Origin of the sequence: uncultured Oscillibacter sp., from assembly GCF_900546705.1 — a bacterium.
In the GTDB taxonomy this organism is placed as follows: domain Bacteria; phylum Bacillota; class Clostridia; order Oscillospirales; family Oscillospiraceae; genus Oscillibacter.
Genome location: NZ_URDP01000008.1, coordinates 20,569 through 34,074 on the forward strand (window position 1 = coordinate 20,569; position 13,506 = coordinate 34,074).

General features: G+C 66.2%; 15 protein-coding genes. 13 read left to right on the forward strand and 2 right to left on the reverse strand.

Annotated features, from left to right (window positions below; genetic code table 11):
- The first annotated feature begins 51 nt into the window (after positions 1–51).
- The 12 genes from acpP to QZS13_RS03165 all read left to right on the forward strand — a co-directional run bounded on the left by acpP (position 52) and on the right by QZS13_RS03165 (position 9,789).
- A complete protein-coding gene (gene acpP / locus QZS13_RS03110) occupies positions 52–282 on the forward strand; it encodes an acyl carrier protein (protein ID WP_295585359.1) in 231 nt (76 codons plus the stop codon).
- Positions 283–347: 65 nt separating this feature from the next.
- A complete protein-coding gene (gene accB / locus QZS13_RS03115; protein WP_295585361.1) occupies positions 348–791 on the forward strand; it encodes an acetyl-CoA carboxylase biotin carboxyl carrier protein in 444 nt (147 codons plus the stop codon).
- On the forward strand, positions 785–2,176 hold the full coding sequence (gene accC, locus QZS13_RS03120; protein WP_295585363.1) for an acetyl-CoA carboxylase biotin carboxylase subunit: 1,392 nt from the start codon (positions 785–787) through the stop codon (positions 2,174–2,176). The genes accB and accC overlap by 7 nt, the downstream gene beginning before the upstream one ends.
- The gene (gene accD, locus QZS13_RS03125) at positions 2,173–3,027 is read left to right on the forward strand and encodes an acetyl-CoA carboxylase, carboxyltransferase subunit beta (protein ID WP_295585366.1); all 855 of its coding nucleotides are present in this window, start codon (positions 2,173–2,175) and stop codon (positions 3,025–3,027) included. The genes accC and accD overlap by 4 nt, the downstream gene beginning before the upstream one ends.
- Positions 3,024–3,845, forward strand: coding sequence for an acetyl-CoA carboxylase carboxyltransferase subunit alpha (locus QZS13_RS03130; protein WP_295585368.1), 822 nt, complete (start codon positions 3,024–3,026; stop codon positions 3,843–3,845). The genes accD and QZS13_RS03130 overlap by 4 nt, the downstream gene beginning before the upstream one ends.
- Positions 3,842–4,792: a beta-ketoacyl-ACP synthase III gene (locus QZS13_RS03135; RefSeq protein ID WP_295585370.1), complete on the forward strand. Its 951-nt coding sequence runs from the start codon at positions 3,842–3,844 to the stop codon at positions 4,790–4,792. Before QZS13_RS03130 ends, QZS13_RS03135 begins: the two co-directional genes overlap by 4 nt.
- Positions 4,793–4,804: 12 nt before the next feature.
- On the forward strand, positions 4,805–5,743 hold the full coding sequence (locus tag QZS13_RS03140) for a DUF561 domain-containing protein (protein ID WP_295585372.1): 939 nt from the start codon (positions 4,805–4,807) through the stop codon (positions 5,741–5,743).
- Between the two features lie 58 nt (positions 5,744–5,801).
- Positions 5,802–6,737 (forward strand): ACP S-malonyltransferase, encoded by a 936-nt coding sequence (gene fabD, locus QZS13_RS03145; protein WP_295585374.1) that lies wholly within the window; start codon positions 5,802–5,804, stop codon positions 6,735–6,737.
- Position 6,738: 1 nt separating this feature from the next.
- The gene (gene fabG, locus QZS13_RS03150; RefSeq protein ID WP_295585377.1) at positions 6,739–7,482 is read left to right on the forward strand and encodes a 3-oxoacyl-[acyl-carrier-protein] reductase; all 744 of its coding nucleotides are present in this window, start codon (positions 6,739–6,741) and stop codon (positions 7,480–7,482) included.
- A gap of 89 nt (positions 7,483–7,571) precedes the next feature.
- Positions 7,572–8,813: a beta-ketoacyl-ACP synthase II gene (fabF, locus tag QZS13_RS03155; protein ID WP_295585379.1), complete on the forward strand. Its 1,242-nt coding sequence runs from the start codon at positions 7,572–7,574 to the stop codon at positions 8,811–8,813.
- A 2-nt stretch (positions 8,814–8,815) separates the two neighbouring features.
- On the forward strand, positions 8,816–9,250 hold the full coding sequence (gene fabZ, locus QZS13_RS03160; RefSeq protein WP_295585381.1) for a 3-hydroxyacyl-ACP dehydratase FabZ: 435 nt from the start codon (positions 8,816–8,818) through the stop codon (positions 9,248–9,250).
- Positions 9,251–9,327: 77 nt separating this feature from the next.
- Positions 9,328–9,789: a MarR family transcriptional regulator gene (locus QZS13_RS03165; protein WP_295585383.1), complete on the forward strand. Its 462-nt coding sequence runs from the start codon at positions 9,328–9,330 to the stop codon at positions 9,787–9,789.
- 73 nt (positions 9,790–9,862) lie between these two features.
- Here the strand turns inward: QZS13_RS03165 and gluQRS are convergent, their stop codons facing one another.
- Both gluQRS and QZS13_RS03175 read right to left on the reverse strand, forming a co-directional pair.
- Positions 9,863–10,804 (reverse strand): tRNA glutamyl-Q(34) synthetase GluQRS, encoded by a 942-nt coding sequence (gene gluQRS, locus QZS13_RS03170; protein WP_295585385.1) that lies wholly within the window; start codon positions 10,802–10,804, stop codon positions 9,863–9,865.
- 43 nt (positions 10,805–10,847) lie between these two features.
- Complete coding sequence (locus QZS13_RS03175) at positions 10,848–12,227, reverse strand: undecaprenyl-phosphate glucose phosphotransferase (protein WP_295585387.1); 1,380 nt, start codon at positions 12,225–12,227, stop codon at positions 10,848–10,850.
- A gap of 127 nt (positions 12,228–12,354) precedes the next feature.
- Between QZS13_RS03175 and QZS13_RS03180 the strand changes: the two genes are divergently transcribed.
- Positions 12,355–13,461, forward strand: coding sequence for a glycosyltransferase (locus QZS13_RS03180; RefSeq protein ID WP_295585389.1), 1,107 nt, complete (start codon positions 12,355–12,357; stop codon positions 13,459–13,461).
- Positions 13,462–13,506: the final 45 nt, after the last annotated feature.

Sequence of the window (13,506 nt, forward strand, 5' to 3'; positions counted from 1 at the left end):
AGATTTTTAATTAAAATAATTTACATTTCGACAAAATAAGGAGTACCGTATATGGAATTCGAGAAAGTACGCGACATTATCGTGGAAACCCTGGGCTGCGACGCTGAGCAGGTGACCCCCGAGGCCAGCCTGGCCGACGATCTGGGTGCCGACTCCCTGGCCTCCGTTGAGCTGGTGATGGCTCTGGAAGAGGCCGCCGGCATCTCCATCGACGATGCCGATGTGGCCGGTCTGAAGACCGTGGGCGACATCATGAACTACCTGAAGGCCCACCAGAACTGACTGTAACCCCCCGCCGGTGAGCCCTGCTCCCGGCGGGGAAAACTTTCCGCTGAGAAAGGAACGACATGACCAATCAAGAGATTTTTGACCTGATGGACCGCTTCGAGCGCAGCAAGCTGCAATCCATGAAGCTCTCCTGCCAGGATTTTTCCATAGAGCTGTGCCGCCCCGAGCCGGCCCCTGTATACGCCGCGCCCGCGGCGGCCATGCCGGTCCCCGCGGCGCCCGCCGCACCGGCTGCCCCTGCGGCCGCGCCCGCCCAGGAGGAGGCCCCGGCCATCTCCGCGCCGCTGGTGGGCACCTATTACGCCGCCTCCGCCCCCGATCAGGCGCCCTATGTGGCCGTGGGGGACAAGGTCTCCAAGGGCCAGACCGTGTGCCTGATCGAGGCCATGAAGATGATGAGCGAGGTCCCCGCCCCCTGTGACTGCGTGATCGAAGAGGTTTTGAAGGCCAACGGCGAGCTGGTCTCCTTCGGCGAGCCTCTTTTCCGCTACAAGCCATGCTGAAGCGGGTCCTGATCGCCAACCGGGGCGAGATCGCCCTGCGGGTGCTGCGTGCGTGCCGGGAGATGGGCATCGACACGGTGGCCGTCTACTCCCAGCCCGACGCGGACGCCCTCCACGTCCAGCTGGCGGGCCAGGCCGTGTGCATCGGCCCGGCCAAGGCGGCGGAGAGCTACCTCAACCAGGACGCCCTGCTGACCGTGGCCAAGGCCACCGGCTGCGACGGCATCCACCCCGGTTACGGCTTTTTGTCTGAAAACGCGGAATTTGCCGACGCCTGCCAGGCCGCCGGCATCAAATTTATCGGCCCCAGCGGGGACACCATCCGCAAGGCCGGCTCCAAGTCCGCCGCCCGGGAACTGATGAAGGCCGCCGGCGTACCGGTGACCCCCGGTTCCGACGGCCCCGTCTCCTCCGCCCAGGAGGCCCTGGAGGCCGCCGGGCGCGTGGGCTACCCCGTGCTGCTCAAGGCCAGCGCCGGCGGCGGCGGACGGGGCATCCGCCGCTGCGACCGCCCCGAGGACCTGCCCGCCGCCTTCGCCGAGGCCCGGGCCGAGGCCCAGGCGTGCTTCGGAAACGACGAGATGTACCTGGAGAAGCTGGTACTCGCTCCCCGGCACATCGAGTTTCAGGTGCTGGCGGACCGGTTCGGCCATGTAATTCATCTGGGCGACCGGGACTGCTCCGTCCAGCGGCGCAACCAAAAGCTCATCGAGGAGGCGCCCGCCCGGTGCCTGACGCCGGCGCTGCGGGAGAAGATGGGCGAGGCGGCCGTCCGGGCCGCCCGGGCCGTGGGCTATGAAAACGCCGGCACCGTGGAGTTCCTCCTGGACGCCGACGGAGAGCACTTCTACTTTATGGAGATGAACACCCGCATCCAGGTGGAGCACGGCGTCACGGAGCTGATCACCGGCGTGGATCTGGTGCGCCAGCAGCTGCGGATCGCCTCGGGCCTGGCCCTGGACATGACCCAGGACGATGTGCACCTGACGGGTCACGCCATCGAGTGCCGCATCAACGCCGAGGACCCGGTGAAAAACTTCCAGCCCTGTCCGGGCACCGTCTCCTTCCTGCACTTCCCCGGCGGCACCGGCGTGCGGGTGGACTCGTGCCTCTACAACGGCTGCACTCTCTCCCCCTACTACGATTCCATGGCCGCAAAGCTGCTGGTCCACGCGCCCACCCGGCTGCTGGCCATCCGCAAAATGCGCCGCTGTCTGGAGGAATTCACCCTGGAGGGCTTCCCCACCAACGCGGAGCTGAGCTACCAGATTCTCTACCATCCCGATTTTATCCTGGGCAACTGCACCACTGCCTTTTTGGATAAGAACCTGCCGTCGCTGCTGGAGTTCAACCGGCGGCTGAGTGAAAGTGAGGAGCAGGCATGAATACGATCTTTGCCAAGCGCCGGGCACGGCTTTTGGCCATGAAGGCCATGCGGGACAACTACATTCCCGGCGACAAGCTGGTCACCTGCCCCAAGTGCGGTCAGGAGAGCGAGCGGCGCCTGGTGGCCCAGGAGCTGGCCGTGTGTCCCAAGTGCGGCTACCACTTCCCCATCGGTGCCTACTATCGCCTGAGCACCATTCTCGACCCCGGCTCCTTCCGGGAGCTGCACCCCCGGCTCTCTGCCGGTGACCCGCTGCACTTCCCCGGCTATCCGGAGAAAGTCCGTGCCGCCCAGCGCAAGACCGGATTGAACGAGGCCGCCGTCACCGCCACGGGCACCATCGGCGGGCGGCGGTGCGTGGTGGGCGTGCTGGACAGCCGCTTTTTCATGGGCTCCATGAGCGCCGCCGTAGGTGAGAAAATCACCCTGGCCATTGAATTTGCCGGCAAGAACAAGCTGCCTCTCATTCTCTTTTCCGCCAGCGGCGGCGCCCGCATGCAGGAGGGGATTCTCTCCTTGATGCAGATGGCCAAGACCTCCGCCGCCCTGGCCCGGTTTTCGGAAAAGGGCCTTTTGTATATCTCCGTGCTCACCGACCCCACCACCGGCGGCGTCACCGCCAGCTTCGCCTCCCTGGGCGACATCACCCTGGCTGAGCCCGGCGCCCTCATCGGCTTTGCCGGTCCCCGGGTCATTCAGCAGACCATCGGCCAGACGCTGCCCGAGGGGTTCCAGCGGGCAGAGTTCCAGATGGAGCACGGCTTCGTGGACCAGGTGGTTCCCCGGACCCGGATGCGGGACACCCTGGCTCAGCTGCTGCGGCTCCACGAGAAAGGAGGCCGCCCATGAGCAAGTCTCTCACCGCCGCCGAGCGGGTGGCCATTGCCCGCCATCCCCAGCGGCCCAACATCTGCGATTACATCGACGGACTGTTCACCGACTTTTTCGAGCAGCGGGGCGACCGTCTTTGCGGCGAGGACGCCGCCATCCTGGGCGGCGTGGCCCTCTACCACGGCCGGCCCGTCACCGTCATCGGCACCCGCAAGGGAAAGACGCTGGAGGAAAACCTCCAGTGCAACTTCGGCATGCCCAACCCGGAGGGGTACCGCAAGGCCCTGCGGCTCATGCGCCAGGCGGAGAAGTTCCGCCGCCCCATCCTCACGTTCATCGACACCTCCGGCGCCTACCCCGGCCTGGAGGCGGAGGAGCGGGGCCAGGGCGAGGCCATTGCCCGGAACCTCTATGAGATGAGCCGGCTGAGTGTGCCGGTCATCGCCGTGGTCACCGGCGAGGGCAACAGCGGCGGCGCCCTGGCTCTGGGCGTTGCCAACCGGGTGCTCATGCTGGAAAACGCCGTCTATGCCATCCTCTCCCCCGAGGGCTTCGCTTCCATTTTGTGGAAGGACTCCGCCCGCAGCGCCGAGGCCTGCGAGCTCATGAAGCTGACGGCGCCGGACCTTTTGTCCCTGGGCGTCATCGATGACATCGTCCCCGAGCCCGAGGGCGGCGCCCACACCGCCAGCGCCGTGGTCATGCGGCAGCTGGACCGCGCCATCTCCCGCCACCTGGCGGAGCTGGACAAGCTGAGCGGCAAGGCTCTGGCCGCCGCCCGCTATCAGAAATTCAGACAGATGGGAGCGGCTGCTCCCGACAAGGAGGAGCTATGAACGGAATCAAAATCCTGGGTACCGGCCGGGGCGTCCCCTCCAAGCTGGTCACCAATGAGGATATGGCCAAAATTGTGGACACCAGCGACGAGTGGATCACCTCCCGCACCGGCATCACCCACCGCCACCACCTGGCCGAGGGCGAGACCATCACCGACATGACGGTGATGGCCGCCCGCCGTGCCCTGGAAAACGCCGGCATCACCGCCGACCAGATCGGCGCGTGCGTCGTGGCCACCCTGACGCCGGACACCCTGGTGCCCTCCGCGGCCTGCTGCCTGCAGCGGGACCTGGGCCTGCCCCACGACACCGTGTGCTTTGACCTCAACGCCGCCTGCACCGGCTTTTTGTACGCCCTGCACACCATGGAGTGCCTGCTCTGCGCCTCCGAGCGCAAGTACGGCCTGGTGATCGGCGCCGAGAACCTCAGCCGCATCACCAATTGGGAAGACCGCGGCACCTGCATCCTCTTCGGCGACGGCGCCGGCGCCGTGGTGGTGGAGTCCCGGCCCGAGTGGCCCTCCATCTCCGCCGTGCTGGGCTGCCACGGCACCGACCAGATGCTGCGGGTGCCCGGCGTGGAGAAGGGCGTGCCCAGCCTCATTTACATGGAGGGCACCAAGGTCTTCAAGTTCGCCGTGGAGGCCGTGCCCTACTGCATCGACCAGGTGCTCTCCAAGACCGGCAAGACCGTGGACGACGTGGACTTCTTCGTCTTCCACCAGGCCAACGCCCGGATCATCGACCTGGCCGTGCGGAAGTACCACATCCCCCAGGAGAAGTACTACAAGAACATCTGCGAGTACGGCAACACCTCCGCCGCCAGCATCCCGCTGGTCATCAGCGAGCTGCACGAGATGGGCAAGGTGAGCTCCGGCTCCCGGGTGCTGATCGTCGGCTTCGGCGGCGGCCTGACCTGGGGCGGCGCTCTGGTGGAGTTTGCGTAAGAGGAGCGAGACATGAAAAAGCTGAACGAAATTCTGGGGACCGAGTTCCCCATCATCCAGGGCGGCATGGCCAACATCGCCACCGGTGAGTTCGCCGCCGCCTGTTCCAACGCCGGCGCTCTGGGCATGATCGCCACCGGCGCCTGGGACGGCCAGCGCCTGCGCCAGGAGATCCGCCGGGCCAAGGAGCTGACGGACAAGCCCTTCGGCGTGAATCTGATGCTCATGAACCCCTGCGCCGACGAGATCGCTCAGGTCATCATCGACGAGGGCGTGCAGGTGGTCACCACCGGCGCCGGCAACCCGGGCAAGTACGTCCCCGCCTGGAAAGAGCACGGCATCAAGGTGCTGCCCGTGGTGGCGGCCTCCGTGCTGGCAAAGCGGCTGGTGCGCCTGGGCGTGGACGCCGTCATCGCCGAGGGCACGGAATCCGGCGGCCACGTGGGCGAGATGACCACCATGGCCCTGGTGCCCCAGGTCATCGACGCAGTGGACGTGCCCGTGGTGGCTGCCGGCGGCATCGCCGACGGCCGTCAGGTGGCCGCCGCCTTCGCCCTGGGCGCCTGCGGCATCCAGGTGGGCACCTGCCTGCTGGTGAGCCGGGAGTGCCCCATCCACGAAAACTACAAGCAGGCCATCCTCAAGGCCAAAGACTCCGACACCACCGTCACCGGCCGCTCCATCGGCGGGCCTGTGCGGGTGCTGAAAAACAAGATGGCCCGGGAGTACCTGGCCCTGGAAAAGCGGGGCGCCACGCTGGACGAGCTGGAGAAGGTCACCCTGGGCGGACTGCGCCGTGCCGTGCTGGAAGGCGACGTGGAGCACGGCAGCGTCATGAGCGGCCAGGTGGCCGGCATGCTCCACGAGATCCGTCCCCTGCGGCAGATCTTCGAGGACCTCTACAACGGCGGCAAGGCCGTGCTGGAGGCAACGAACCGGGAGTGGCAGTGAGCCTCTCCCGCTTCGCCGGGACCCGCCGTCCCGATTTTGACGAATGGAGATACGCATCATGAAGCTTGGATTCTTATACGCCGGGCAGGGCAGCCAGCACCCCGGCATGGGCGCGGACCTGTACGAGTCCTCCCCCGTGTTCCGTCAGGTGCTGGACCAGGCCGCCGCCCAGGTGGACTTCGATTTGAAGAAGGTGTCCTTTGAGGACCCCGACGGGGTTTTGAACCAAACCCGCTACACCCAGCCGTGCATGGTGGCCTTCGCCGCCGGCATGACCGCGCTGCTGCACCAGGAGGGCATCGTGCCCGCCGTGGCCGCAGGTCTGTCCCTGGGCGAGTACTCCGCCCTCCACGCCGCCGGTGTGTTCGACGCCGCCACCGCTGTAAAGCTGGTGGCCTTCCGTGGCCGGGCCATGGAGGAGGCGGCCGCCGGACGGGAGAGCGCCATGGTGGCCGTACTGAACCTGGACCGGGCGCCTTTGCAGGCGTGCTGCGACGAGGCCTCCGCCCTGGGGTGCGTGGTGATCTGCAACTACAACTGCCCCGGCCAGCTGGTCATCGGCGGCGAGAAGGCCGCCGTGGAGAAGGCCGCCGCCCTGGCCAAGGAGAAGGGTGCCCGCCGGTGCCTGCCCCTGAAGGTCAGCGGTCCCTTCCACACCCCCCTCATGGCCCCCGCCGGGGACGCCCTGAAGGACTACTTCCAGACCGTCACCTTCGCCCAGCCTCAGATCCCCGTGATCTTCAACTGCCTGGGCGACGTGAAGGACGACACCGTCACCATTCCGGAACTGCTGGTGCGCCAGGTGCAAAGCAGCGTCTTTATGGAGGACTCCATCCGCACCATGGCCGCCATGGGCGTGGACGGTATCGTGGAGATCGGCCCGGGCAAGGCCCTGACCGGATTTGTGAAGAAAACCGTGCCGGAGATGCCCGTCATGCCGGTGGAGACCGCCGCGGACGTGGAGGCGCTCAAGGCCTGGATCAAGGAGAGATAATATGAACTTTGCAGGAAAGACCGCCATCGTCACCGGCGGCAGCCGGGGCATCGGCAAGGCCGTGTGCCTGGAGCTGGCCCGGGGCGGCGCCAACGTGGTGCTCTGCTACGCAGGCAGCGCCGAATCCGCCGCCAAGGCCGCGGCCGAGTGCGAGGCCCTGGGGGCCAAGGCCCTGGCCGTCAAGTGCGACGTATCCCATCCCGAAGAGGTCAAGGCCATGGTGGACACGGCCGTCAAGACCTTCGGCGCCGTCCACATTCTGGTCAACAACGCTGGCATCACCCGGGACGGGCTGCTTATGACCATGAAGGACGCGGACTTTGACGCGGTGCTGGACACCAACCTCAAGGGCACGTTCTACTGCATGCGGGCCGTGTCCCGGCCCATGATGCGCCAGCGCTACGGCCGCATCGTCAGCCTCTCCAGCGTGGTGGGTCTGCGGGGCAACGCCGGCCAGATCAACTACGCCGCCAGCAAGGCCGGCGTCATCGGCATGACCAAGTCCATGGCCAAGGAGCTGGCCACCCGGGGCGTCACCGTCAACGCCGTGGCCCCCGGCTTCATCGAAACCGACATGACCGCCGCCATGACCGACGCGGCCAAGACCGCCACCCTGGCCGCCATCCCCATGGGCCGGCTGGGCGCGGCCGAGGACGTGGCAAAGGCCGTTGCCTTCCTGGCAAGCGACGAGGCCGCCTATGTGACGGGCCAGGTGCTCTGCGTGGACGGCGGCATGGCCATGTGACAAAGGCTCCGGAAGTACGCTTCCGGGTCGCCTCCGCCCTTTTCGGGGCCGGAGTCCCTTTTACTTTGAACGAATTTGGAGGTTACAATATGGATCGACGCAGAGTCGTCATCACCGGCCTTGGGGCCATCACCCCCGTGGGCCTCACCGCGCCGGAGAGCTGGCAGGCCGTGAAAGACGGCGTGTGCGGCGTGGCGCCCATCACCCAGTTCGACACCACCGGCATGAAGGTCACCCTGGCCGCCGAGGTCAAGGGCTTTGTGGCCGAGGATCACCTGGGCAAGCCCGAGGCCAAGCGCATGGGCCGCTTCACCCAGTTCGCCGTGGTATGCGCTCGGGAGGCCATGGCCGACAGCGGCCTCAAGGCCGAAGAGGAGGATCTGGACCGCTGCGGCGTCATCATCTCCAGCGGCATCGGCGGCCTCGCCATCACCGAGTCCGAGCACGACCGGGGCCTTGCCCGGGGCTGGGACCGGGTGTCTCCTTTCTACATTCCCACCGCCATCTCCAACATGGCCGCAGGCCAGGTGGCCATTGACACGGGCTTCCGCGGCATGTGCACCTGCCCGGTGACCGCCTGTGCCGGCGGTACCAACGCCGTGGGCGACGCCTTCCACTATGTGCGCGACGGCTACGCCGACGTGATGCTCTGCGGCGGCACGGAGTCCGCGGTGACCCCGCTGGCCATCGGCGGCTTCACCTCCATGAAGGCCCTGAGCCAGGCCACCGACCCTAACCGCGCTTCCATCCCCTTTGACGCCGAGCGCAGCGGCTTCGTGCTGGGCGAGGGCGCCGGCGTACTGGTGCTGGAGGAGCTCCAGCACGCCCTCAAGCGGGGCGCTCCCATCTACGCCGAGGTGGTGGGCTACGGCGCCACCTGCGACGCCTACCACATGACCGCGCCCCGGCCCGACGGCTCCGGCGGCGCCAAGGCCATGGCCCTGGCCATCGCCGACGCAGGCATCACCGCCGACCAGGTGGGCTACATCAACGCCCACGGCACCTCCACCCACTTGAACGACGCCGGTGAGACCGCCGCCGTCAAGACCGTCTTCGGCGACCACGCCCGCAAGCTTGCCATGAGCTCCACTAAGTCCATGACCGGCCACATGCTGGGCGCCGCCGGCGCCGTGGAGGCCATCTTCACCGCTCTGACGTTGAAGGACGGCTACCTGCCCGCCACCATCAACTACTCCGTGCCCGACCCGGAGTGCGATCTGGACGTGATCCCCAACACCGGCCGCAGCGCCGACGTGCACTACGCCCTGTCCAACTCCCTGGGCTTCGGCGGCCACAACGGCAGCATCCTGCTGAAGAAATGGGAGGCGTAACCATGGGACTCAAGCTCAATTCCAACGAGATCGCCCAGATCCTGCCCCACCGCTATCCCTTTGCCCTGGTGGACCGGATCACCGACGGCGAGCCCGGCCAGTGGGCCAAGGGCATCAAGTGCGTCAGCGTGGGTGAGCCGGTGTTCTGCGGCCACTTTCCCCAGGAGCACGTCATGCCCGGCGTGCTGCTGATCGAGGCCATGGCCCAGGTGGGCGCGGTGGCCATCCTCTCCCTGCCCGAGTATCAGGGCAAGACCGCCTACTTCGGCGGCATCAAGAACGCCCGCTTCAAGTCCAAGGTCACCCCCGGCGACGTGGTGGAGCTGGAGTGCGTGCTCACCAAGCGCCGCGGCCCCGTGGGCGTGGGTGAGGCAAAGGCCACGGTGGACGGCAAGGTGGTCGCCACCGCCGAGCTGACCTTCGCCATCGGAGTGTAACCATGCCGGCAGTTTGCCCGCAGGAGCGCCCCAACAGAGCCGGTAAAGAAAATTTCGGGAAAGAGAGCGCCCGCCGTATGCTGGAACAGGCTTTTTTCAACGTGTATACGAAATTCAAACTGCATTTTTACCAGGAGATCTTCCGCCGCTTCCAGGACCGGGAGGCAAGCCTGACCACGGTGGAGACCTTCTGCATGGAGACCATCCAGGCCCTGGGCACGCCCACGGTCAACGAGTTTGCCACCTTCATGCGCATCTCCCCGCCCAACGCCGCCTACAAGGTCAACAACCTGGTGAAAAAGGGCTATATCCGCAAGGTGCAGTCCCACGAGGACAAGCGGGAGTACCACCTGGAGGTCACCCAGAAGTATATCGATTACTACAACATCTCCACCGCCTACATGGTGGAGGTCATGCACCGCATCGCCCGGCGCTTTACGCCGGAGGAGTGCGCCAAGCTGGAGGAGATGCTCTCCGTGGTCAGCCGGGAGCTGATGCCGGAGGTGGACATCCCCGAAGCCCGGATGCCGGGCAACTGACCCCGCCGGGAACCGGCAAAACAGCAAGAGGCCGCAGGCAATGCCTGCGGCCTCTTTTTCCTATGCACTCCAATCAGCCGAATAGTCCCTCCGGGATGGGGATGTCCGCTTGGGGCACCTTGGCCCAGTCGAATTCCGCCAGCAGCTCCTCAGCAGACGCCGCAGCGGCGGAGGGGTGGAACCCGCCAAGATAGGCAAGCCTCCCCAATATCTCCTCCGGCCCTAGGCGGCCCATGAGCACCTCCAGTCCCGCGTCGGCGTCCCGCTTGCTGAGGCGGCGTCCGTCGTGGCTCAGCAGCAGCGGGAAGTGGCAGAACCGGGGGGCGGGCAGGTCCAGCAGCCGGTAGAGCAGCAGCTGCCGGGGGGTGGAGTCCAGCAGGTCCGACCCCCGCACCACCTCCGTCACCCCCATGGCGGCGTCGTCCACCACCACCGCCAGCTGATAGGCGAACATGCCGTCGGACCGGCGCAGCAGGAAGTCCCCGCAGTCCCGGGCCAGGTTCTCCCGGTAAACTCCCATGTGGCGGTCCGTGAAGGCGATCTCCTCATCCCCCACCCGCAGCCGCAGGGCCGGGGCGCGGACCTTGGCCTTTTCCGCCGCCTGCTCCGCCGTGAGACGACGGCAGGTGCCCGGATAGAGGACCTGTCCGTCCTGGCGGTGGGGGGCGCTGGCGGCGTGGAGTTCCGCCCGGGTGCAAAAGCACGGGTACACCAGCCCCATCTCCTCCAGCTTTTGAAGCGCCGCCTGGTAGCGCTCCGTCCGCTCGCTCTGGAAATAGGGGCCGTGACCGCCGTCGGCGCCGGGGCCCTCGTCCCAGTCAAGGCCCAGCCACCGAAGGTCCTCCATGGCCTGGAGGGCATAGCGCCGGGGACAGCGGGCCGTGTCCAGGTCCTCCACCCGCAGCACCACCCGTCCTCCCTGCTGCCGGGCGCTGAGCCAGGCCAGCAGGCAGCAGAAAAGATTGCCCAGGTGCAGCCGCCCGCTGGGCGACGGGGCGAACCGTCCCACCACCATATGCGTCCTCCTTCCGCAAAAGGAAGCGGGGGAGCCCGCTTCCTCAGACGTTGATTTTCTCCTTGTTCACCGCCCGGAACAGTGTCATGAGCAGGATCTTCACATCAAACAGGATGTTCCAGTTTTCAATGTAATAGAGGTCGTGCTCAATGCGCTCCCGGATGGACGTGTCCCCCCGCAGCCCGTTGACCTGGGCCCAGCCGGTGATGCCGGGGCGCACCTGGTGCTTGACCATGTACCGGGGGATCTCCTCTTTGAACTGCTCGACGAAGTGGGGCACCTCCGGCCGGGGCCCCACCAGGCTCATATCGCCCTTGAGCACGTTGAAAAACTGGGGCAGCTCATCGATGGAGCACTTGCGGATGAAGGAGCCGAAAGCGGTCTTGCGGGGGTCCACATCCCGGCTCCAGCCGGTCTGCTCCTTGGCGTTGACCCGCATGGACCGGAACTTGTACATGTAGAATTCCTTTTTGTTTTTGCCCACCCGCTTTTGCCGGAAGATGATGGGCCCCGGAGACGAGAGCTTCACGCCCACGGCGGCCAGCAGCATCAGCGGTGAGGTCACCACAATGAGCACCGACGCGCCCACGATGTCGAAGGCCCGCTTCAAAAAGGCGTTGCCCAGATTGTCCAGAGGGACCCGCCGCAGGTTGATCATGGGCAAGCCGTCCACGTTGTCCACCTGGGGGTTGGAGGGGATGTACGCGGCGTAGAACGGGATCACCGAGGCCTTGGTGCCGGTCTTTTCGCAGGCGCTGATGATTTTGGGCAGCCAGCACTCGTCGGCGGCGCTTACCGCCACCACCACCTCGTCCGGTACCCGCGCGTCCAGCACCGCCTCCAGCTGGTCATAGCGGCCCAGGCAGGGCAGGGCGCTCCAGGCGCCGCCGTCGCAGACATAGCCGTCCACCTGGTAGCCCAGGTTGCGGTCCACATTCACCCGCTTGAGGTACGTCCGGGCCATGGGGCCGTCTCCCACCAGCACCACGTGCTTTTGGTTGTAGCCCATGCGCCGGTACCGCCGCAGCAAAAGCCGCATGGCCGCCCGCTTGCCCAGCAGCAAGAAGGAGCTGACCAGGAAGAAAAACACCAGTGTCCAGCGGGACATGTTCTCCAGGCGGAACACGAACAGTACGCTGGTCAGCGCCATGGTGTCCAGTATGTTGGCACCCAAAAACCGGGCAGCCTCCCGGTGGAACCGGATGGCCCGGTAGGAGCTGTACAGCCCCACCATGCCGTAGGAGATCAGGCACAGCACCACCGCCAGCGCGCCCAGATACACATAGTAAACAAACGGGACGCCCTCGATGCCGGAGAATACATAAAACCGAATGAAATAGGCGATCATCATGGAGGCGAACACCAGCACACCGTCTGAAATGACGTGCAGCTGATTGAGCAGATGCTGATTTTCCTTGATCATGTCCCCGTTCCTCCGCGGTGTCGAACTTTGTCCCTATTGTACCGGTTCTGTCCGCCCCTGTCAATTTCCTTGCAATGACACTTTCTTCCCTCTATAATAAATGCATCCTGTTTCGGGAGGTACTGCCATGCCGGCCGTTCTGTTCACCGCCTCCACCTGGTCCCACATCGCCCATTTCCACCGTCCCTACCTCCGGGCCTTCCGCTCCCTGGGCTATACGGTGCACGCCGCCTGCGGCGGCGCAGCCGTCTCCATACCGGAAGCCGACGCCTGCTTTGACATGCCCTTTGAAAAAAAGATGACCGCTCCGGCCAACCTCCGTGCCCAGAGCCGGCTGCGGCATCTGATGGCGGAGCACCGCTACGATCTGGTCATCACCCACACGTCTCTGGCCGCCTTTTTCACCCGCCGGGCCGCCGCCTCTGTCCGCCCCCATCCGGCGGTGGTGAACGTGGCCCACGGATATCTCTTTGATGACCAGACGCCGCCTTTGAAAAAGAGCGTGCTGACGGCGGCAGAGCGCCTCACCGCGTCCCGGACAGATCTGCTTTTGACCATGAACGACTACGACACCCGCTTTGCCCGGCAGCATCATCTTGGGCGCCGGGTGGAGCAGATCCCCGGCATGGGCGTGGACTTTTCCCGCTTCCCGCCGGTATCCCCCCAGGCCCGGCAGGTTCTGCGCCGGGCCCACGGCATTGCCCCGGACGCCTTCGTCCTGCTCTACGGGGCGGAGTTCTCCGGGCGCAAAAGCCAATCCACGCTGCTGCGGGCCATGCCGCTCCTTCCGGACCGGGTCATACTGGCCCTGCCCGGCCAGGGGGCATTGCTGGACGAGTGCCGGCATCTTGCCCGGGAGCTGGGCCTGGGAGACCGGGTTCTCTTCCCCGGGTACTGCCCCCACATGGCCCCCTGGTACGCCATGGCGGACTGCGCCGTCTCCTCCAGCCGGTCGGAGGGCCTGCCCTTCAACATCATGGAGGCCATGCATGCCGCTCTCCCGGTGGTGGCCACCGCTGTCAAGGGCCACACGGACCTGGTGACACCGGGCCGGACCGGGTATTTGTTCCCCTACAGCGACCAGGCCGCCTTTGCCCGGGCGGTGGAGCAGCTCCTGGCCGCCCCCGACCGCGCCGACGCCATGGGCCGGGCCGGTGCCGAGGCCGCCGCTCCCTATGAACTGACCCGGGTGCTGCCCCAGGTCATGGAGCTGTATCTCTCCGCTGCACAGTAAAGAAGTCCCGCGCCTTTCGGCGCGGGACTTCTTTACTGGGGAAGC